Consider the following 19,765-nt stretch of genomic DNA (forward strand, 5'->3'; position numbering starts at 1 on the left):
CAATTTTGCGAGTTCGTGAAATAACTCGTGCGCTTCACGAAGCGCGGGACCACCGCGTCGGAAGTGGGCCGAGCGGGTCGTCGTAGAGGACGTCCAGGAGCACCGCCCCGCCGGCGGTGGCCAGCTCGGTGCCCGGGAAGCTCGTGCCCACAACGGTTTCCGCCGGATCGGGGCAGCGGGACCGCATTCCGACCTCCTCCCGGATGATGGGAAGGCAGTCCGGGACGTGGGCTACACTGCGGTCGACCACCACGAGCACGGCCGGATTCAGCACGTTGAGCAGAAGGGCCGCCGCCTGGCCGATGAGCCGCGCGCGTTCCTGGAACATCCGCACCGCCGCGGAATTGCCGTCCGCGGCGAGCGCGAGCAATTCCGGAAAGCCCGGGCGTGCGAGCAATCCGTTTTCCGCGGCTTTGCGGGCGAGGGTCGCTTCGGAAACGGCGGCTTCGAGACAGCCGGTGCGCCCGCACCGGCACGGCTCGGTGCTGTCGTCGACCCGAAGGTGCGCGACGGCTCCGGCGGCCGAGCGCGGCCCGTGGTGCACGGTCGCCCCGGTGGCGAAGGCGGCGTCGACGACGTTGCCGGTGAACAGCTGCACGACGCTGTCGCGGGCTCGTGGGTGCCCGAAGAGCCGTTCGGCGTGCACCAGGGCGCGCGCGTGCCCGTCGACCTCGACGGCCAGCCCGGTGCTGCCGGTCAGGAGGTCGCGGACCGGGACGTTCCGCCAGCCCAGCAGCGGGTGCTCGACCACGGTGCCGGATTCCCGGTCGACCCAGCCGCCGGTGGCGACGCCCAGGCCGAGTGGCTCGCGGTCCGGGGCGTGCCCGAGCAGGAGGTCGTCGAAGATCTCGGCAGCGCGGGCGAGCAGGTCTTCCGCGGCCAGGCCGTCGTGCGGTTCTTCGTGCTGTACCAGGACATTCCCACGCAGGTCGAGCAGCGCGACGGTGGCGTGGTGCACGGCCAGGTGCAAGGCCCCGGCGACGTGCCGCCCGGTGTCGAGGTCGACCGGTACGTGCGGCCGCCCGACGCTTTTGCGGGACTCGGCTTCCGGGAGTTCGCGCAGCAGCCCGCGCTGGAAAAGCTCGGCGGTGTGCCCGGTGACGGCGGCGGCGGACAACCCGGTGCTGCGCGCGATGGTGCTGCGCGCGATCGGTCCGTCGTCGAGGACGGCCCGCAGCACGGCGCTCGCGCTGGCGCTGCGCCGGGCGCCGCGCGCATCCGTCCTCTGTGGACTCTCCGCCCGGCTGGTCATCGGCCGATCGTCGCAGATGGAGCGGCGCGGGCCCAGCGTGCCCAGGATGCGGGCTTGACGCATACCCATATGGGAATATGATGAGCGGCGTGGCACGAGCAGCGACGACGGCCGACACCTTCAACGCCGTGGCCGAACCCCGGCGGCGGCAGATCCTCGACGTCCTCATGGACGGTGAGCGGTCGGTCGGCGACCTCGTCGACCTGCTCGGCCTCGCGCAGCCCCAGGTGTCGAAGCACCTGCGAGTCCTGCGCGAAGTCGGCGCAGTGGACGTGCGCGGCGACGGGCGGCAGCGGCTCTACCGGCTCAACGGCGCCGCGCTCAAGCCCATCCACGACTGGGTCAAGCGCTACGAACGGACGTGGGCGGCGCGGTTCGACCTGATGGACGACGTCCTCGAGGAACTCAAGGAACAGGAGCAGTGACGTGGAGATCACCACCCCCGCCGACGACCGGATCCTCCTCACGCGCGAGTTCGACGCGCCCAAGCACCTCGTCTACCGCGTGTGGACGACTCCGGAGCTGGTGAGCCGGTGGTGGAGCGGCCATCGCGGCACGACCACGGAGGTCGAGCTGGACCTGCGGCCCGGCGGCCGGTGGCGGTACGTGCTGAAAACGGACGACGGCACCGAGGTCGGCTTCCACGGCGAGTACCGCGAGATCGTGCCCGGGGAGCGGATCGTCTACACCGAGGTGTTCGAGATGCCCGGGGTCGACCTCGATGACGTGGACGGCCCGCTGAACACCGTCACCTTCACCGCGCTCGACGGCGACCGCACGCGCCTGGAGCTGCTGACCGAGACCGGCAGCAAGGAACTGCGGGACACCATCCTGCAGTCCGGCATGGAGGTCGGCGCGCGGGGTCAGATGGAGCTCATCCAGGAGCTGGCGGACTCCCTGCGTTAGCCGCGCGCAGGAACCGCTCGCCCGTCTTCGCCAGCGCCTCGGCCAGCTCCGGTGCGTCGAGCACCTCGAAGTCGACGTCGAGCAGGCCCAGGTAGAGCCCGAGCATCTGCGCGTGGTCGGACCCGACCTCGGCCACGCAGCGGTCCGGCCCCTCGGCCGTCACGTCGACCGCGATCGGCAGCCGGGACCGGACGTACTCCACCGAGGCGTGCAGCCGCACCCGGGCGTGGAACCGCCAGGTCGCCGCGCCCGCGCTGCGCTGGACGAACTGGGCGACATCGCCCTCCGGGGGCTCGCGCGGGGCGAAGCGCGGGCCGTTCGGCACCTTCGGCGTCATCCGGTCGACGCGGAAGGTGCGCCAGTCGTCGCGGGCGGTGTCCCAGGCGACCAGGTACCAGCGGCGCCCCCAGCTGACCAGGCGGTGCGGCTCGACGTCGCGGCGGCTCGGCGTGCGCTCGTGGCTCGTGTAGTCGAAGCGCAGCCGCTCGTTCGCCCGGATCGCCGCCGCGATCGCGGTCAGGACGTCCGCGTCGACGGACGGGCCGCCGCCGGGCACCGCGACCGTCGCGGTCTGCAGAGCCCGCACCCGGTGGCGCAGCCGCGACGGCAGCACCTGCTCCAGCTTGGCCAGCGCGCGCACCGACGTCTCGCCGATGCCGGCGACCCCGGCCGCCGTCCGCAGCCCGACCGCGACGGCCACCGCCTCGTCGTCGTCGAGCAGCAGCGGCGGGAGCTGGGCGCCCGCGCCGAGACGGTAGCCGCCCTGGACGCCCGGGGCGGCCTCGACCGGATAGCCGAGCTCCCGCAGTTTGCCGATGTCGGTGCGGACGGTGCGCGCGGAGACGCCGAGCCGGTCGGCCAGGTCGGCGCCGGTCCAGTCGCGCCGCGTTTCGAGCAGCGACAGCAGGCGCAGGAGGCGAGCGGAGGTCTGCAACATTTTTCGAGGATCGCACGGATAGCGGAAGGAAGTCTTCCGCAATGGTTCATAACGTGCTGCTCATGACGAACGAAATCCGCCCCTTCCGCATCGACGTCCCGCAGGCCGAGCTGGACGACCTCCACCGGCGCCTCGCCTCCGCCCGGTTCGCCGACGCGGTGCCCGGCGACGAGCCCGACTGGTCCCGCGGCATCCCGACGAGCGTCGTCCGGGAGCTCGCCGAGTACTGGCGCGACGGCTACGACTGGCGGGCCCAGGAAGCGGCGCTCAACGCGTTTCCGCAGTTCACGACCGAGATCGACGGCCAGACCATCCACTTCCTGCACGTCCGCTCGACCCGGGCCGACGCCGTACCGCTGCTGCTCACCCACGGCTACCCGGGCTCGGTCGCCGAGTTCCTCGACGTCATCGGCCCGCTGACCGAGCCGGGCCCGGACGCGTTCCACGTCGTCGTCCCGTCGGTGCCCGGGTTCGGGTTCTCGACGCCGTTGAGCGGCCCCGGCTGGGAGCTGGCCCGCACGACCGACGCGTTCGCCGAGCTGATGACCCGCCTCGGCTACGACCGGTTCGCCGCGCAGGGCGGCGACCTCGGCGCGGGGGTCACCGGCCGGCTCGCCGCGGTGTACCCGGATCGCGTCATCGGCACGCACGTCAACAGCGACCGCGGCACGATTGCGCTGGCGGGAGAGCAGTTGCCGATGCCGGAGGGCTTGTCGGAGGCCGAACAGTCCGAATTGGACGCCGCCCGCGCGGACTGGCAGTCCGGCCGCGGGTACCTCGACCTCCAGTCCCACAAGCCCGAGACGATCGCGGCCGCGCTCACCGACTCCCCGGTCGGGCAGCTGGCCTGGATCGCGGAGAAGTTCGAGGCGTGGACCGGCCCGGACGGCGTCGACCGCGACCGGCTGCTGACGAACATCAGCCTGTACTGGTTCACCCGCAGCGGCGCGAGCGCGGCCCGGTTCCTCTACGAGGCCGCCCACTCCGCCCACGGCTGGCTGGCGCCCTCGGACGTCCCCGCGGGCTGGGCGGTGTTCGACTCTTCCCCGGTGGTCCGGCGGATCATGGACCCCGAGGAGAAGATCGCGCACTGGTCCGACTTCGCCGAGGGCGGCCACTTCGCGGCGCTGGAGGAGCCCGAGCTGCTCGTGGCCGACATCCGCGCGTTCTTCCGCGGGCTGCGACCGTGAACGTCCGCGCGCTCAACCGGGCGCTGCTCGCGCGGCAGCATCTCCTGGAACGGACGTCGTTGCCGGCCGCGACGATGGTCGGGCACCTGGTCGGGATGCAGGCGCAGGCCCCGCTCGCACCGTACGTCGGGCTGTGGACCCGGATTTCCGGGTTCCGGCCCGGCGAGCTGGCCTCCCTGATCACCGGCCGCCAGGCCGTGCGCGGGCCGCTGATGCGGGGGACCGTCCACCTGGTCCTCGCCGAGGACGCGCGCGTGCTGCGGCCGCTGGTGCAGCGGGTGGTGGCGAACGGTTACACCGGCCACTTCGGCCGCCGCGTCGGCGACGCCGATCTCGGCGCGGTGTCCCGCTTCGGCCGTGAGCTGCTCGAAGAGCGGCCCCGGACCCGGCGGCAGCTGCAGGACGCGCTGGCCGCGCGGTGGCCGGCGCACGACGCCGAGGCGCTCTCGTACGCGGTCGGCTCCCTGGTGCCGACCGTGCAGGTGACGCCCCGCGGCGTCTGGGGTTCGACCGGCCCGGCCACGCTGACCACCCTGGAAAGCTGGCTCGGCGGTCCGCTGGACTGCCGTCCCTCCATCGAGGACGTGGTGCGGCGGTACCTGCGGGCGTTCGGCCCGGCATCGGTGGCCGACGTCCAGGCGTGGTCGGGGTTGACGAAGCTGCGCGAGATCGTCGAGCCGATGGGCCTGCGGACGTTCCACGCGGACTCCGGCGAAGTGCTCTACGACGGGGAAGACGGCGTGCTCCCGGACCCTTCGGCACCGGCGCCGGCGCGGTTCCTGCCGGAGTACGACAACGTCCTGCTGGCGCACGCCGGCCGGGCGCGGGTCCTCCCGCCCGGCCGGCGTGTCCCGCTGCCGCCGGGCAATGGCGCTTCCCGGGGAACACTGCTGGTGGACGGCTTCTACCGCGCGGACTGGCGGCTGCACGCCGACGCCCTGGAGGTCACCGCCCACGACCGGCTGACGGCGGGGGAGCGGGCGGAGATCGAAACGGAGGCCGGGCGGCTGCTGGAGTTCCTCGACGCGGGGGCGCGATCTGTGCGAATCACCGGAACTTGAGCGAGGTGGTGCGCCAGAATTGCCCGGTGCAGTTCGCGATCCTCGGGCCGGTCGAAGCCCACCGTCCCGACGGGACCCCGGTCGCCCTCGGCGGTCCGCAGCTGCGGGGACTGCTGGCCCTGCTCGCCCTCGATGCCGGGCGGGTCGTGAGCGCCGAACGGCTCATCGACGGCCTGCACGGCGAACACCCGCCCGAGGGCGCCGCCGAAGCCCTCCAGTCGCAGGTCTCGCGGCTGCGCCGGCGCCTGAAGGACGGCGGCGCGCCCGACGGCCTCGTCGAGTTCACCCCCGCCGGGTACCGCTTGGCCATCGACCCCCAGGACGTCGACGTCCACCGCTTCGAACGGCTCACCGCGCAAGCGCGGGAGACGCCCGATCCGGCCGGGAACCTCGAGCTGTTCACCGAAGCTCTCGCGCTCTGGCGGGGCCCCGCGCTCGACGGGCTCGCCGACCCGCCGCGCGCGGCCCGGCTGGCGGAACTACGGCTGGCCGCGACCGAAGACCGCGTGGAAGCCGGGCTCGCGCTCGGTCACCACGAGCGGCTCGTCGCCGAACTGCGGGAGCTCACCCGCGAACACCCCCTGCGTGAACGGCTCACCGCCCAGCTCATGCGGGCCCTCCACGGTGGCGGCCGGTCCGCCGAAGCCCTCGCCGTGTTCGCCAAGATGCGGGAACGCCTCGCCGACGAACTCGGCGCCGACCCGTCGCCGGAGCTCGCCGACGCGCACATCGCGGTGCTCCAAGCGGCTCCGGCCCGCCGCGTTCCGGTGCCGCTCACCGGGTTCGTCGGCCGCGCCGAGCTCGACCGGCTCACCGCCGCCCTGCGCGACGCCCGGCTCGTCACGCTCATCGGACCGGGCGGCGCGGGCAAGACCCGGCTCGCCGCCGAAGCCGCGGCCCGGGCGGACGGCGAGGTGTGCTTCGTCGAGCTCGCGACGACCACCGACGTCCCGCGCGCGGTCCTCGCCGCACTCGGCCTGCGGGAACAGGGCGTGCTGACGCCGGGCGCGGCTGCCGACCCGGCCGACCGCCTGGCCGCCGGGCTCGCCGACCGGCCGGTGCTGCTGGTGCTGGACAACTGCGAACACGTCGTCGCCGAGGCCGCGCGGCTGGCGCGGCGCCTGCTGGGCGAGTGCGCCGGCCTGCGCGTGCTGGCCACCAGTCGCGAAGCACTGGGCTTGACCGGCGAGACGCTGGTGCCGGTCGGCGCCCTGCCCGCCGACGCCGCGGCGCGGCTGTTCACCGAGCGGGCCGCGGCCGTGGCGCCGGGCGAAGTCCCGGAGCCGGGTGCGGTCGCCCGGATCTGTGCCGCCCTCGACGGTCTCCCGCTGGCCATCGAGCTCGCCGCCGCCCGGCTGCGGTCGCTGCCGGTGGAAGACGTCGCCGCCCGGCTCGGCGACCGGTTCCGGCTCCTCTCACGCGGCGACCGGACGGCCGAGCCGCGGCACCGGACTCTCCGCGGCGTCGTCGAGTGGAGCTGGGACCTGCTGGACGCCGACGAACAACTGCTGGCGGGCCGGTTCGCGGTGTTCGCCGGTGGCGCCCGACCGGCCGCTGTCGAGCGCGTCTGCGATGTCCCCGACTTCGTGCTCACCGGTCTGGTCGAGAAGTCCCTCGTCGAGTTCGACGGCCGCCGGTACCGGATGCTGGAGACGATCCGCGCGTTCTGCGCCGAGCAGGGCGAAGACCGGAGGGCGGCGCACGCGCAGTACTTCCTGGACTTCGCCCGCGCCCACGAGCCGAAGCTGCGCGGCGCGGACCAGCTGACCGCCCTGGCCGACCTGACCGCCGAACACGCCGACCTCCACGCGGCCCTCCGCTGGAGCGCCGCCGAAGACCCGGACACCGCGTTGAGGCTCATCGCCGCGCTCTCCTGGTACTGGTGGCTGCGCGGCCTGCGCAGCGAGGTGCCGCCGATCGCGGACACCGTCCTGGCCGCGGTCGGTCCCGAACCGCCGCCGGGGCTGGCCGAGGAATACGTCCTCTGCGTGATCCAGGCGTCGGACACCGGCGTCGCGATCGAGCCGATCCTGCGGCAGCTCGACGGGCCGCTGCGATACCCGTACCTGTTCCTGCTGTGGGCGTTTTCCCCGCGCACCAAGGCCGAAGACGGCGAACGGCTGGCCGCGCTGATCGGCCCGGACGCGTGGTCCCGGGCGTTCGCGGGGATCGGCGACGGCCTCGGCGCCCAGTACCGCGGCCGGATCGCCGAAGCCGAGGCGCACTTTTCGGCGTCCCTGGCCGCCTTCCGCACCTTGGGCGACCGCTGGGGCGAGGCCAGCGCGCTGGAGAAGCTCGCGGAGTTCGCGGACTGGCGCGGCGACCACGAGCGGTTCCGGGAGCTGATGGACGAGTCCGTCCGGCTGGCCGGCGAGCTCGGCGCGGCCGAAGACGCGGCCGACCTGCTCTGCCGCCGTGCCGACGGCGTCCTGCGGCAGGGCGACGCCGAAGCCGCGAAGGCCGACTACGAAACCGCCGCCGAGCAGGCGCGCGCCGCGGGCACACCGGTGACGCTCGCCCGGGCTCGCGGCGGCCTCGGGGAGATCGCGCGCCGTGCGGGTGACCTCGGGACGGCCCGGCGCTGGTACTCCGCGGCGCTCGCCCTGGCCGCCGACCCGGTGACCGGCGGCGAGACCCGCATCCGCGTCCACACCGGCTTCGGCTGGACGGCGGCCGCCGAGGGCCGCCTGGACGAGGCGACCGAGCTGCACCAGGAAGCGCTGGCCACGGCCCTGGAACACGCGAACCTGCCCGGCGCGGCCCAGGCGATCGAAGGGCTGGCCGGGGTGCTCGCCGGGCGGGAGGAGGACGAGCGGGCCGCGTTCCTGCTCGGCGTGGCGGTCGGGCTGCGCGGCGCGCCCGTTACCAGGGACGCCGACGTCGCCGGCGTGGCCGACCGCGTCCGGGCCCGCATCGGCGCCCCGGCCTACGCCGAGGCGTTCGACCGAGGCCGGGAAATGCCGCCCGAGCAGGCCGTCGAGGAGGCCGGTCAGCGGCGGTTCGCGCTCGGTTCGTGAGCGGTCAGCGGCCCCGCCGAAGCTTCGGGGCATGACGAAGCACATCCTGATCTCCGGCGCCAGTGTCGCCGGCCCCGCCCTCGCCTGGTGGCTGCACCACCACGGCTTCCAGACCACCGTCGTCGAGCGCGCCCCGAGCCTGCGCGAAGGCGGCTACAAGGTCGACATCCGCGGCGTCGCGGTCGACGTCGTCCGCCGGATGGGCCTGCTGGAACAGGTCCACGCGGCGAGCACCGACATGCGCGGCGCGGCGTTCGTGAACAAGCGCGGCAAGCAGATCGCCACCCTCGACGCGGACACGTTCGGCTTCCGCCACGGCGACGACACCGAAATCCTGCGCGGTGACCTGGCCCGCATCCTCTACGACGCCACCCGCACGCACACCGAGTACGTCTTCGGCGACTGGATCACCGGCCTCGACCAGGGACCCGACGGCGTCGAGGTGACGTTCGCCCACGGCGAGCCCCGCCGGTTCGACCTGGTGGTGGGGGCGGACGGCCTGCACTCCGGCGTCCGCGCGCTGGCGTTCGGCCCGGAGGAGGACTACCTGCGCCGGTTCGACGCGTACATCTCGATCTCGACGGTGCCCAACACGTTCGAGCTGGACCGCTGGGAGCTCCTGCACTCGGCGGCGCCAGGCAAGATGGTCAACGTCTACAGCACGGCACGGGCGGACGACGCGAAAGCGGCGTTCTGGTTCACCGCACCGCCGCTGCCCTACGACCGCCGGGACGTCGACGGCCAGAAGGACCTGGTCGCGGACCGCTTCGCCGGCCTCGGCTGGGAAATCCCGGAGCTGCTCTCGGCCATGCGCGAAGCGGACGACTTCTACTTCGACCCGGTGTGCCAGATCGTCATGGACCGCCTGTCCACCGGCTGCGTGACCCTCCTCGGCGACGCGGGGTACTGCCCGTCCCCGGCGTCGGGCCAGGGCACGAGCCTGGCCCTGGCGGGCGCGTACGTCCTGGCGGGCGAGCTGGCCTCGGACTTCTCCGAGGCGCTGCCCCGCTACGAAGCCTTGATGCGGCCGTTCATCGAGAAGAACCAGGCGCTGGCGAAGACGGCGTTGCGCGGGATCATCCCGCAGTCGCGGGCGTTCGCGTGGTTCAACACCCGGATGATCAAGCTGATGCCGTACCTGCCGGGCCGCAACCGCGTCCTGGAGCAGATGTCCCGCCCGATCCGGGAAGCGGCGAACGCCTTGGAACTGCCGGACTACGCGGCTAGTGCAGCGGATCGTGGCCCCAGTTCATGAGCGAGTGCCGCCAGGTGGTGTCCTTGACGTCGCCCGAGGGGCGCTGGGCCAGGTGCCGGTGGACGTAGCCGACGACCTTGCGCATGTGGGCGAGGTCGTCGCCGGTGAGGTCGTCCTTCTTCTTCCGCAGGATCTCCACGATCCGGCGGCCGGACCGGTGCCCGATCGACTCGGCGTCGTTGTGCTGCCCGGCGGCCTTCGACTCGTCGGTGCCGAGCCAGTCGTCGAGCTGCTTGGCGGTCATGTTGACGCTGTCGCCGAACTCGCGGCGGGTTTCTTCGTCGTCCATTCCCGACGGGTACCCGCTGCGGCCGCGCAGCACGCAGGTCAGCATCGGGAGGGTGAACTCGCCGTCCGCCGTTTCCGGTTCCCGCGCGAGGAAGGCCCGGATCCGGTCGAGGGTGTTCTCCCGCTCCGGTGGCGGCATGACCAGGACACCCGCCCGGGTGGCCAGCGCCGCCACCAGGGAGCCGGCGGTACGGCGCTGTCCGTGCGGGAATCCGGCGCGCTCCGGGGCACCGAACCGGGGCGGGAGGACTTCGGCCGTTTCGGCGCGCCAGCCGGTGGGCGTGTCCCGCGGGCCGATCACCGCGCTTCCGCCGGCGCGCGCCAGCCCGGCCACCCAGCCGACCCGGTCGTCCACGACGTTCCACAGCCCGGCCAGGACGCCGCCCGGCACGAGGACCCGGGCTATCTCGGGGCCCGCGACCGCCATGTCGAACCAGTGCAGGGCGTTGCCGGCCACCACCGCGTCGACGGACGCGTCCGGCAGCGGGATCGCCTCGGCGTGACCCGGCCGGGCACGGACGTCCGGCAGGGTGCGGCGCAATTCCGCCAGCATGGCCGGGTCGGGCTCGACCACGGTCACGGCGAAACCCAGGGCCACCAGCGTGGCGGTCAGCTTGCCGGTCCCGGCGCCGAGGTCGAGCACCCGGCGGCCCGGTGCCGGGTCGAGCGCCCAGCGCACCGCGGCCTCGGCGTAGTCCGGGCGGTGTTCGGCGTAGGCGGCCGCCGCCGCGCCGAACGACGTGGCGTGCCGGCGTCGCTCCACACGATCACCGTATCGGTTGGCCGGCGTCGGTGGTGAGCCGGCGAATCCGGGGTACCCCTCCCGCCATGACCAAGGAATTCAAGAAGGGCGACCGCGTCAAGTGGGACGCCGGCAACCAGAGCTCCGTCGGCACGGTCGAGGAGAAGATCACCAAGGACACCCACGCCGGCAAGCGGGACGTCAAGGCGTCCCCCGACGACCCGCAATACCTCGTCCGCAGCGAGAAATCCGGCAAGACCGCCGTCCACCACCCGGACAAGCTGCACAAGGCCTAACGCGCCGCCTTGACCTTCTCCGCGACCTCCACCAGCTCCTCCTTCGGCCGCACTCGCCAGTCGGCGCTCAGGACGAAGCCGTCGCCGGCGAACCGGGGGATCACGTGCAGGTGGACGTGGGGGATCTCCTGGCCCGCCGCCTTGCCGTCGGCCAGGAACAGGTTGATCGCCTCGCACGGCAGGTCCGTGCGCCGCAACGCCGCCGCCAGTTCCTGGGCGATGGTGAACATCCGCGCGCCCGCGGGAGCCGGGAGCGAAGCGAGGTCCGCGTGGTGGGCGCGGGGGAGGACCAGCAGGTGGCCGGTCGTGACCGGGCGCAGGTCGACGATCGCGACGAACTCGTCGTCCTCGTGCACGAACGCGGCCGGGGCCTGACCCGAGCCGATGGCGCAGAAAACGCATTCTCCGGACGCTGTGGTCGCCGGCATGCGGCGGAGTTCAGCCATGCGGGTGACTCTAACGATCACCGAGCCAGTTCTGCAGGGCCCACCACGACCGCACGGCGTCGAGGACGCGGCCGCCGCTGTTCTCGGCCAGGGCCACCGGGGTGAGCTCGGCCAGCCGGTCGAGGCGGTAGCGGACCGTGTTCGGGTGCAGGTGCAGCGCGTCGGCCGTGGTCCGCAGGCGCTGGCCGTGGTCCAGGTAGGCCAGCGCCGTCGCGGCCAGCTCTCGGTGGAACGCGTTCGCGGGGTCGAGGGCGCCGAGCAGGCCGCCCGTGAGCAGGTCCGCCAGCAGCGGCTGCGCCGCCAGGGCGACTTCGCTCGCCAGCGCGGTCAGGTCGTGGTGGCCGGGCCCGGCGATCCGCGCCGCCGCCGTGCAGAGGCGGTGCACCTCCGGCAATTCGGGCAGCGCCACCGGAGGCGCGACGACCAGCACCACGCCGTCGGCCGGCGAGACCCCAGTGGGCGGGCGCGCCGCCAGGCCGGTGAGCCGGCCCTCGACCAGCCCGTACACCCCGCCGAACTCCAGCAGCGCCTGTTCGAGCGCGCGCGCCCGCGCCGGGTCAGTGACATCGGACACCACGCAGGAGTAACGGCCTTCGGGGCGTAACCCCGCCCGCCGCAGTTCCTCCGGCGTGGGCGGGTGCCCGGCGAGGAGCAGGGTGCGCAGGAGCTGGGTCCGCGCGTCCCGCACGGTTCGTGACAGCTGCAGCTCGGCGGCGTGGTAACCCTTGACGATGTGCCGTTCCAGCGCGCCGGTGTAGCGCTCGGCGTCGAGCACGGTTTCGAGGATGACGTCGTCGGGCAGGCCCGCGGCCCGGGCGCGTTCGACGGCGAACCGCGCCGCGAGCGTCCGGCCGGCCTGGACCCCGCGCAGCAGGTCGGTGAGCGGGACACCCTGGGCGGCCCGATCGGCGCCGAGCGCCTCGGCGGTCGTGTAGTCGGCGCTGTCGGGGTTCGTGGTGGCGCGCAGCGCGGCCGAGAGCAGGAACCGGACGTGCCGCCGGTTCTCCGCCTCCGGCAGCCGCGCGACCTCGGGCGACTGGTCCCGTGCGGCCTTCACCAGCTCGTCGACGACGGCGTCATCGGCGGCCATCGCGTCGAGCACCTGCCGGAGCAGCGGCGAGGCCGGCACGGCACCCTCCCGTTGTGGCAGGGCCACAACACCGCGTCCGCGATGTTGGGCGAGCGGCCCTACCGGAGCGGCTCCGGTGGCCGGTTATCGTGACAATACCGGACAGTAACCTCGTTTCTCCGCCAAATCCACCGCACCTCTTCACTGCCGAAAGGTGTCTCCTCGTGCGCAAACCCCGTCGGAAGCGGTCTTACTTATCCCGCCTGGCCTGCCTCACCGCGTCCGTCGCCCTGCTGGCGACCGGGGCCGCCGTGCCGGCGACCGGCGCGGCGGCGCTGCGGGAGGTGATGTTCGTCGGCAACAACTGGGAAGGCACGGCGGACGTCATCCAGTCCCGTGGCTCGTTCGCCCGGATCGCGCGGGTGAACATCATCCCGGACAAGGACGCACGGCTGACGGAGATCTACCTCAACCCGATCAAGCTGGCCTTCTTCCTCGGCATCCGCAACGGGCCCGGCGAGGGGCACGACCAGTTCGTCGACGACATGTACACCACCCCGGACGGCTCGTCGGTGGTGGCGTCGCGGCCGAGCTTCGCCGACGTCGTCTCGATCAACCTGACGACCGGCCGGATCAACTGGCGCTTCCCGGTGTCGGGCTTCCGTTCCGACCACATGGCGGTGTCGCCGGACGGCCGCCGCGTCGCGGTCTCCGCGTCGACGTCGAACACCGTGCACGTGCTGGACATCGTCACCGGGCAGCAGCTCGGCTCGTTCGCCACCGGGGACAAACCGCACGAGAACGTGTTCACCGACGGCGGCCGCTCCCTCTGGAACATGTCGATCGGCGAGGTCAACACCGACCTCGACGACCCGGGCTGGGACTTCACCAAGGGGGACCGGCGGATCACCGTGGTCGACGCCGCGACCTTCCGCCAGGTCAAGGTGATCGACATGCGCCAGCGGCTCGACGCCTTCGGCCGCAGCGACCTCTCGGACGCCGTCCGGCCGGTCGCGTTCACGCCGGACGGGTCGAAGCTGTACTTCCAGGTGTCGTTCTTCAACGGTTTCGCCGAGTACGACGTGGCCACCGACAAGATCACCCGGATCAAGGAGCTGCCGAAGAACCCGGCCACCAGCGACGACCGCAAGACCTTCGTCAACGACTCCCGCCACCACGGCATGTCGATGAACCCGGCGGGCACCAAGCTCTGCATCGCCGGAACGATGGACGACTACGCGACGGTCGTCGACCGCACGACGCTGCAGCAGGGCACCCTCGTCCCCGCGGTGAAGCCGTACTGGGCCACGGTGAGCGGCGACGGCCAGGCGTGCGTGATCTCGGAAGCCGGCGCCGACCAGGTGACGGCGATCGACTTCGCGACGGGGCAGAAGCTCGTTTCGGTCCCGGTGGGCGACCACCCGCAGCGGGTCCGGATCGGGCACGTGCCGGACGGCTGGACGGGCCCCACGGGTTCCTGACCTTCAGGAGACGGCGAAGGCCGCGGTCAGCCAGCCGCGGACTTCGTCGTCCACATCGGACACCGCGCGCAGGCTCAGCCTGTGCCCGACCCGCGGCCCGCTCGCCCAGCTCGCCGGGGCGATGCGGGCCGTCTCCACCGGCCGGGGCAGCCACAGGTACACCAGCACGTCGCGGGAGCGCGGGCGCAGCTCCGCCAGCTTCCGGTCCCGCTTGAGGAACACCCCGACCTTGACGGCGTCCTCGTGGACGTCGCCGAGGGTGCGCAGGTGGCCGAGCACCGCGTCGTAGACCGCGCGCTGCCACGGTGGCCTGCCCGCGAACGTCTGCTCGACCGTGCCGCCGGGGACGCACGTGTGGCCCTGGCCCGCGCGGGCGAACTCGCGGTCGCAGCGGGGGCACGTCCAGCGGGTCGGCATGCCGTCCAGGATGGCACTCACAGCGCGGCCGGACCGAGTGCCGGGATGGTCGCCGCCGCGTGGACCAGCTGGCGGGCCGCCTTGGCCGCGGCCTTGCGCTGGGACGGTGGCAGCTTGGCCAGCAGCGCCCCCAGCGCGGCCTGCCGCCGCTCGAGCATGCGCGCCACGATCTCGTGCCCGGCCTCGGTCACCTCCAGGGTGACGACGCTGCGGTTGCCCGGGCTGCGGCCGCGGGCCACGTACCCGAGGCCTTCGAGCCGATCCGCCAGCCGCGTCACCGAGGACGCGTTGACGCCCATCGCCGCCGCCAGCTGGGAGCTCGGGACGCGGCCGAGGCGGTCGAGGACCAGCAGCAGCCGCGACTGCGGGAACGACACCTCCGGCGGGGCCGCGTGCGCGCACTCCCACGCGATCCCGACCAGGACCACGGTGAGGCCGTCGAGGGCGGCCACGTCCGGGTCGCCGCCCGGGGCCGCTTCTTCGTGGTGGGGTTGCATGCCGCAATACTTGCCAATCGCAAGAGCATCGGTCAAGATGGACATCCCCGGCGCTCGCCGGGTGTGTCCGGCCGTATCGGCCATCCTTCTGTTTCTGCTGTCTTCAGCGCGCCTGAACGATGATTCCGTTGGCTCGCAAGAAAAATTCCTCGGATTTCGCTGAACCTCCCCGCGACGGCTTCCGTGTACCCCGTACCCGCACTGTCGTCAGAAGGAGGAATCATGCCGGATCACCGTGGCATGACGGGCCGCGCCAAGGCCCGGACCGCGCTGGTCGTCGTGGCCACGCTCGCCGTGGTCGGCGTGGGCTCGGTCATGGTGCTGCAGGCCAACGCCCAGACCTCGCCCGGCTCGACGCAGGCGCAGGTCCCCGCCTATGGCCAGGACATGGCCGGCATGCAGATGGGCTCGGCGGGCGAAGCCGCCGCCACCGGTCCGGTGACCGGCGCCGGGCCGGTGACCGAGCTCGACAAGACGTTCCTGGTCAAGGTCCGCCAGGCCGGGCTGTGGGAAATCCCCGCCGGCTCCCTGGCGCAGACCCACGCCAGCAGCGAACAGGTGAAGCGCGCCGGGTTGCACCTGCTGGACGGCCACTCGCGCCTGGACCAGCTCGTGCGCGAAGACGCGAAGATGCTCGGGGTGACGCTGCCCGACCAGGCCAGCCCCGAGCAGCAGGGCTGGGTCCGCCAGCTGACCGCCGCCCAGGGGCTCGAGTTCGACAAACTGTTCGCGAACCTGCTCCGCTCGTCGCACGGCAAGATCTTCGCGACCATCGCCGAAGTCCGCGCCGGCACGCAGAACGACGTCATCCGGCGGCACGCGCGGCAGGCGAACCAGACGGTGATGGACCACATGGAGGTGCTCGAGGACACCGGGCTGGTCGACGCCAAGACGATCGAAGAGGTCGCGAAGGCGGTGACCCCGCCGTCGAAGTGACGCACCGGGAGCCGCCCGCCGGGGATCCGGGCGGCTACCGGGCCGGCGGCACGATGCCGTACTCGTGGATCTTGCGGTAGATCGTCGCCCGGGAGATGCCGAGCAGCTTCGCGGCCCGGACCTTGTTGCCGTCCGCGTCCTCCAGGCACCGCACGATGGCGTCCCGCTCGATCGACTCGAACCGGTTCAGCGGCCGCCGGGTCACCGCGTGGAACTCCGCCGGGAGGTCGCCGGGGCGGATGGTGCCGGCGCGGCGGCGCTGAGCGACCGTGCGCAGCACCTGGTGGAGCTGGCCGGTGTTGCCCGGCCACTCCGCCCGCATCAGCAGGTGCAGCGCCGCCGCCGAGCAGGTCAGCCGGCCGCCGTAGCCGAGTTTGCTCAGCACCAGCGGGACGAGCTCGGCGAGGTCTTCGACGTGGTGGCGCAGCGGCGGCACCCGCACCGTCCGGGGGAAGAACTTCAGCAGCTCGGCCAGCGCCGGTTCGGTCTCGGCCTCCGGCACGAGGGTGACGACGACCCAGGGCGGGCTCGGCTCCTCGCGCAGGGTCCGCAGGACCGCCGCCAGCGCGCCGGCCGCCGGGGCCGCCAGCCGGTCCGCGTGCCGGATCACCAGCGTGCGGATCGGGGCTTCGGCGTGCTCGCGCGGCAGTTCGGCCCAGTCCGGGGCGGCGGCTGCGTCGACGGTGAGCAGCCGGGCCGCCGGGTGGTGGCGCTGGTGCAGGCCCTTGGCCAGGGTCAGCTTGCCGGTGCCGGGCTCGCCTTCGAGCGCGACCCACTCGCCGCGCTGGTGGCCGGAGTCGAGGTCGTGCCCGCAGCGCAGCCACAGCGGTGCCGAGCCGACCACACCCGGCAGGTACATCGGCAGCATCGGCGTCGAGACGGCCAAGGTCTCCTCGGCCTCGATCAGCTTCACCGACAGCACGCCGCCCGCGGTCTCGGCTTCGCGCCGGCCCGCGACGCGGCGGCACAGCACCCGGACCCGCAACCCGCTGGACAGCGACAGGGTCGCGGGCGTCCGGCGGCCCTCGGCCAGCGCCTCGGTGGCGTGGCCCAGCAGCACCGACTGGTCGGCCGGGTCGAGCAGCTGCCGCGCCCGGTCGTTCATCATCACGATGTCTTCGTTGAACGCCAGCACGATGCCCGTCCACCGGCGGCAGGTCTGCAGGTAGGCCTGGAACAGCAGCATCTCCCGCAGGTCGCTGTGGCGCAGCAGGGCCTGGCGGATCTGCTCGGCCGTCGAGCGGGCCAGCGCGACGAGCAGGCCGCCGGCGTCCTTGTACCAGCAGGTGAGGTCGACGGCGCCGACCTTCTTGCCGGAGATCGGGTGGTGGATCGGCACCCCGGCGCAGGCCAGGTTCTCCAGGTGCTCGGCGTAGTGCTCGTGGCCGAACACCGTCGTCGGGCGGCCGTCCTCCAGCGCGGTGCCGATGCCGTTCGTGCCGACGGACTGCTCGCCGTAGCTGAACCCGGGCACCAGCTCGACGCGCTCGAGGTGCCGGGCCAGGTCGGCGTCCCCGGTCCGCTGGGTGAGCACGACCCCGCCGGGGTCGGTGAGGATGAGGCTGATCGGCTGGCCCTCGAACTGCTCGCCCAGCTTCTCCAGCACCGGTTCGGCGCCGCGCATGAGCGGGATGTCGAGGTTCTGGTCGCCGAGGTAGAGCGGGTCGATCCGGTCGGCCTCGACCTGGAACTCCCGCGACCGCCGCCACGAGGCGAGGATCGTCGGCCGCACCGTGTCCGCGGGAACCGTTTCCGCGGTCAGGAACCGCACGCGGGTGCGGGCGAGTTCGTCGTCGGCGACCAGTGTGCCGGGCGCGATCTCGTCCACGTGACCTCCCGTAGTGACGCCCGTCCAGAGTAAGCGCGCGAGGGTGGCGGCGGTGTCTCAAATTGAGACGCTCCGGGCCGCGGAGCAGCGGTGCCATGGAGTCATGGCCGCCGAAACGTACAACCCGTGGACGATCGTGAACCTGGTCTTCACCCACCTGGCCGAGCAGGGGCTGCACCCGACGCTGGGCGCCGCGGGCGACCCCGGCGAGCCCGCCGCCGCGCTGCTGCGCGCGTTCGGGATCGTCCCGGCGGCCGAAGGGGACGCCCGGGTGCGGGCCGGCGTCCACGACGAGCTGGCCGCGTTGCGCGCGCGGCTGCTCGACACGCCGCCGGGCCGCGGTTCTGTCTCAGATTGAGACCCGCGGCCACCGCGCGGGCCCGCCTAATGGTCAACGCCGGGCCGGCGAGCCGTGAATAAGGAGTGAGCCATGAGTCGCCAGAGTGTGGCGAAAGCCCACCAGAAGATCCAGGAACTGTCGTGGGAACCGGCGTACCACACCCCGGTTTCGCACTACGGCACCGACTACACCTTCCGGAAGGCCAAGAAGAAGGACCCGTTGAAGCAGGTCCTCCGCTCGTACTTCCCGATGCAGGAGGAAAAGGACCACCGGGTCTACGGCGCCGAGGACGGCGCGATCCGCGGCAACATGTTCCGCCAGGTCCAGGAACGCTGGCTGGAGTGGCAGAAACTGTTCCTGTCGATCATCCCGCTGCCGGAGATCTCCGCCGCGCGGGCGATGCCGCTGCTGTTCCGCACGGTCCCGAACCCGGAACTGCACAACGGCCAGGCGATCCAGATGATCGACGAGGTCCGCCACTCGACGATCCAGCAGAACCTCAAGCGCCTGTACATGCAGAACTACATCGACCCGGCGGGCTTCAACTCGAGCCTGCGCAACTTCCAGAACGACTACTGCGGCACCATCGGCCGCCAGTTCGCCGAAGGCTTCATCACCGGGGACGCCATCACCGCGGCGAGCATCTACCTGACCATCGTCGCCGAAACGGCGTTCACGAACACGCTGTTCGTCGCCATGCCCGCCGAAGCCGCCGCGAACGGCGACTACCTGCTGCCCACGGTGTTCCACTCCGTCCAGTCCGACGAATCGCGCCACATCAGCAACGGCTACGCGACCCTGCTGATGGCGTTGTCCGACGAAAGCAACCACCAGCTGCTCGAACGCGACCTGCGGTACGCGTGGTGGAACAACCACGCCGTCGTCGACGCCGCGATCGGCACGTTCATCGAATACGGCACCAAGGACCGCCGCAAGGACCGCGAAAGCTACGCGGAAATGTGGCGCCGCTGGATCTACGACGACTACTACCGCTCCTACCTGGTCCCGCTGGAGAAGTACGGGCTCGTCATCCCGCACGACCTGATCGAGGAAGCCTGGAACCGGATCTGGAACAAGGGCTACGTCCACGAGGTCGCGCAGTTCTTCGCCACCGGGTGGCTCGCCAACTACTGGCGCATCGACCCGATGACCGATGAGGACTTCGAGTGGTTCGAGTACAAGTACCCGGGCTGGTACGACAAGTACGGCAAGTGGTGGGAGAACTACAACCGCCTCGCGACGCCGAACGGGCACCACCCGATCGTCGCCGAGAACGTCGACTACGTGTACCCGCACCGCTGCTGGACCTGCATGGTGCCGTGCCTGATCCGCGAGGACATGGTGGTCGACCAGGTCGACGGCCAGCACCGGACGTACTGCTCGGAGACCTGCCGCTGGACCGACGCCGAGGCGTTCCGGCCCACTTACCAGGGCCGCAACACCCCGAACATGGGCCAGCTGGTCGGCGCCCGCGAGTGGGAGACGCTCTACCACGGCTGGAACTGGGCCGACGTCGTCTCCGACATGGGCTTCGTCCGCGACGACGGCAAGACCATGGTCGCCCAGCCGCACCTGGACCTCGACCCGAAGAAGATGTGGACGCTCGACCACCTGCGCCGGATGCCCGAGGTGCAGTCGCCGAACGTGCTGCTCAACCAGATGACCGACGAGCAGCGCGCCGCGTTCGTGGCCGACTACAACCGCCAGGGCCCGGCCGGGCGCCCGGCACCCCCCCCCGTCAAGAAACGAATCTCACACTACAGAAAAACAGAAACAGAAAAAACCATCTATATTTGGGGGTGTTGGG

19 protein-coding genes and 1 pseudogene are annotated in these 19,765 nt (G+C 72.3%); 11 read left to right on the forward strand and 9 right to left on the reverse strand.

Annotated elements, in window-relative coordinates:
* Window positions 1-34 precede the first annotated feature (34 nt).
* Entirely contained in the window at window positions 35-1,252 is a 1,218-nt protein-coding gene (locus ACWEF6_RS30195; RefSeq protein WP_449686056.1) for an ROK family protein, read from the reverse strand.
* A gap of 89 nt (window positions 1,253-1,341) precedes the next feature.
* Here ACWEF6_RS30195 and ACWEF6_RS30200 point away from each other — a divergent pair, with 89 nt between their 5' ends.
* On the forward strand, window positions 1,342-1,677 hold the full coding sequence (locus ACWEF6_RS30200) for an ArsR/SmtB family transcription factor (RefSeq protein ID WP_310975725.1): 336 nt from the start codon (window positions 1,342-1,344) through the stop codon (window positions 1,675-1,677).
* A gap of 1 nt (window position 1,678) precedes the next feature.
* Entirely contained in the window at window positions 1,679-2,158 is a 480-nt protein-coding gene (locus ACWEF6_RS30205; RefSeq protein ID WP_449686041.1) for an SRPBCC family protein, read from the forward strand.
* Here ACWEF6_RS30205 and ACWEF6_RS30210 read toward each other — a convergent pair.
* Entirely contained in the window at window positions 2,127-3,095 is a 969-nt protein-coding gene (locus tag ACWEF6_RS30210) for a helix-turn-helix transcriptional regulator (protein WP_449686042.1), read from the reverse strand. The genes ACWEF6_RS30205 and ACWEF6_RS30210 overlap by 32 nt on opposite strands.
* A 62-nt stretch (window positions 3,096-3,157) precedes the next feature.
* Here ACWEF6_RS30210 and ACWEF6_RS30215 point away from each other — a divergent pair, with 62 nt between their 5' ends.
* Genes ACWEF6_RS30215 through ACWEF6_RS30230 form a run of 4 tightly spaced genes read left to right on the forward strand, consistent with a single transcriptional unit; the run spans window position 3,158 to window position 9,618 of the window.
* Window positions 3,158-4,285: an epoxide hydrolase family protein gene (locus tag ACWEF6_RS30215; RefSeq protein ID WP_449686043.1), complete on the forward strand. Its 1,128-nt coding sequence runs from the start codon at window positions 3,158-3,160 to the stop codon at window positions 4,283-4,285.
* The gene (locus ACWEF6_RS30220) at window positions 4,282-5,346 is read left to right on the forward strand and encodes a winged helix DNA-binding domain-containing protein (RefSeq protein WP_449686044.1); all 1,065 of its coding nucleotides are present in this window, start codon (window positions 4,282-4,284) and stop codon (window positions 5,344-5,346) included. Before ACWEF6_RS30215 ends, ACWEF6_RS30220 begins: the two co-directional genes overlap by 4 nt.
* Window positions 5,347-5,372: 26 nt before the next feature.
* Window positions 5,373-8,363, forward strand: coding sequence for a BTAD domain-containing putative transcriptional regulator (locus ACWEF6_RS30225; protein ID WP_449686045.1), 2,991 nt, complete (start codon window positions 5,373-5,375; stop codon window positions 8,361-8,363).
* Between the two features lie 31 nt (window positions 8,364-8,394).
* Window positions 8,395-9,618, forward strand: coding sequence for an FAD-dependent monooxygenase (locus tag ACWEF6_RS30230; protein ID WP_449686046.1), 1,224 nt, complete (start codon window positions 8,395-8,397; stop codon window positions 9,616-9,618).
* Here ACWEF6_RS30230 and ACWEF6_RS30235 read toward each other — a convergent pair.
* A complete protein-coding gene (locus ACWEF6_RS30235) occupies window positions 9,587-9,907 on the reverse strand; it encodes a DUF3140 domain-containing protein (protein WP_449686057.1) in 321 nt (106 codons plus the stop codon). The two genes, ACWEF6_RS30230 and ACWEF6_RS30235, sit on opposite strands and share 32 nt — an antisense overlap.
* A 381-nt stretch (window positions 9,908-10,288) precedes the next feature.
* Window positions 10,289-10,669, reverse strand: a pseudogene (locus ACWEF6_RS30240) (class I SAM-dependent methyltransferase); the annotation flags it as partial.
* A gap of 65 nt (window positions 10,670-10,734) precedes the next feature.
* Between ACWEF6_RS30240 and ACWEF6_RS30245 the strand changes: the two are divergent.
* Complete coding sequence (locus ACWEF6_RS30245) at window positions 10,735-10,944, forward strand: DUF2945 domain-containing protein (protein ID WP_449686047.1); 210 nt, start codon at window positions 10,735-10,737, stop codon at window positions 10,942-10,944.
* Here the strand turns inward: ACWEF6_RS30245 and ACWEF6_RS30250 are convergent.
* Together ACWEF6_RS30250 and ACWEF6_RS30255 are read right to left on the reverse strand one after the other, a co-directional pair.
* Entirely contained in the window at window positions 10,941-11,390 is a 450-nt protein-coding gene (locus ACWEF6_RS30250) for an HIT family protein (protein ID WP_449686048.1), read from the reverse strand. The two genes, ACWEF6_RS30245 and ACWEF6_RS30250, sit on opposite strands and share 4 nt — an antisense overlap.
* A gap of 10 nt (window positions 11,391-11,400) precedes the next feature.
* A complete protein-coding gene (locus tag ACWEF6_RS30255) occupies window positions 11,401-12,519 on the reverse strand; it encodes a helix-turn-helix domain-containing protein (protein WP_449686049.1) in 1,119 nt (372 codons plus the stop codon).
* A 164-nt stretch (window positions 12,520-12,683) separates the two neighbouring features.
* On the opposite strand from ACWEF6_RS30255, the gene ACWEF6_RS30260 reads away from it, so the two are divergent.
* Window positions 12,684-13,940, forward strand: coding sequence for a YncE family protein (locus ACWEF6_RS30260; RefSeq protein ID WP_449686050.1), 1,257 nt, complete (start codon window positions 12,684-12,686; stop codon window positions 13,938-13,940).
* Between the two features lie 3 nt (window positions 13,941-13,943).
* Here ACWEF6_RS30260 and ACWEF6_RS30265 read toward each other — a convergent pair whose 3' ends face one another.
* Together ACWEF6_RS30265 and ACWEF6_RS30270 are read right to left on the reverse strand one after the other, a co-directional pair.
* Entirely contained in the window at window positions 13,944-14,357 is a 414-nt protein-coding gene (locus ACWEF6_RS30265; RefSeq protein ID WP_449686051.1) for a DUF5655 domain-containing protein, read from the reverse strand.
* A 17-nt stretch (window positions 14,358-14,374) separates the two neighbouring features.
* The gene (locus ACWEF6_RS30270; protein WP_449686052.1) at window positions 14,375-14,854 is read right to left on the reverse strand and encodes a MarR family transcriptional regulator; all 480 of its coding nucleotides are present in this window, start codon (window positions 14,852-14,854) and stop codon (window positions 14,375-14,377) included.
* A gap of 222 nt (window positions 14,855-15,076) precedes the next feature.
* Here ACWEF6_RS30270 and ACWEF6_RS30275 point away from each other — a divergent pair, with 222 nt between their 5' ends.
* Window positions 15,077-15,790: a DUF4142 domain-containing protein gene (locus tag ACWEF6_RS30275; RefSeq protein WP_449686053.1), complete on the forward strand. Its 714-nt coding sequence runs from the start codon at window positions 15,077-15,079 to the stop codon at window positions 15,788-15,790.
* 34 nt (window positions 15,791-15,824) lie between these two features.
* On the opposite strand, the gene ACWEF6_RS30280 is transcribed toward ACWEF6_RS30275, so the two are convergent.
* The gene (locus tag ACWEF6_RS30280) at window positions 15,825-17,618 is read right to left on the reverse strand and encodes a sigma-54-dependent Fis family transcriptional regulator (RefSeq protein ID WP_449686054.1); all 1,794 of its coding nucleotides are present in this window, start codon (window positions 17,616-17,618) and stop codon (window positions 15,825-15,827) included.
* A gap of 103 nt (window positions 17,619-17,721) precedes the next feature.
* Here ACWEF6_RS30280 and ACWEF6_RS30285 point away from each other — a divergent pair, with 103 nt between their 5' ends.
* Window positions 17,722-17,976 carry a hypothetical protein gene (locus ACWEF6_RS30285; protein WP_310975740.1) on the forward strand — a complete coding sequence of 85 codons (255 nt, stop codon included), beginning with the start codon at window positions 17,722-17,724 and terminating at the stop codon, window positions 17,974-17,976.
* Between the two features lie 72 nt (window positions 17,977-18,048).
* Window positions 18,049-19,765 (forward strand): hypothetical protein (locus ACWEF6_RS30290; RefSeq protein WP_449686055.1); only part of this gene is annotated, 1,717 nt, incomplete at its 3' end.

Source organism: Amycolatopsis sp. NPDC004772, assembly GCF_053601215.1.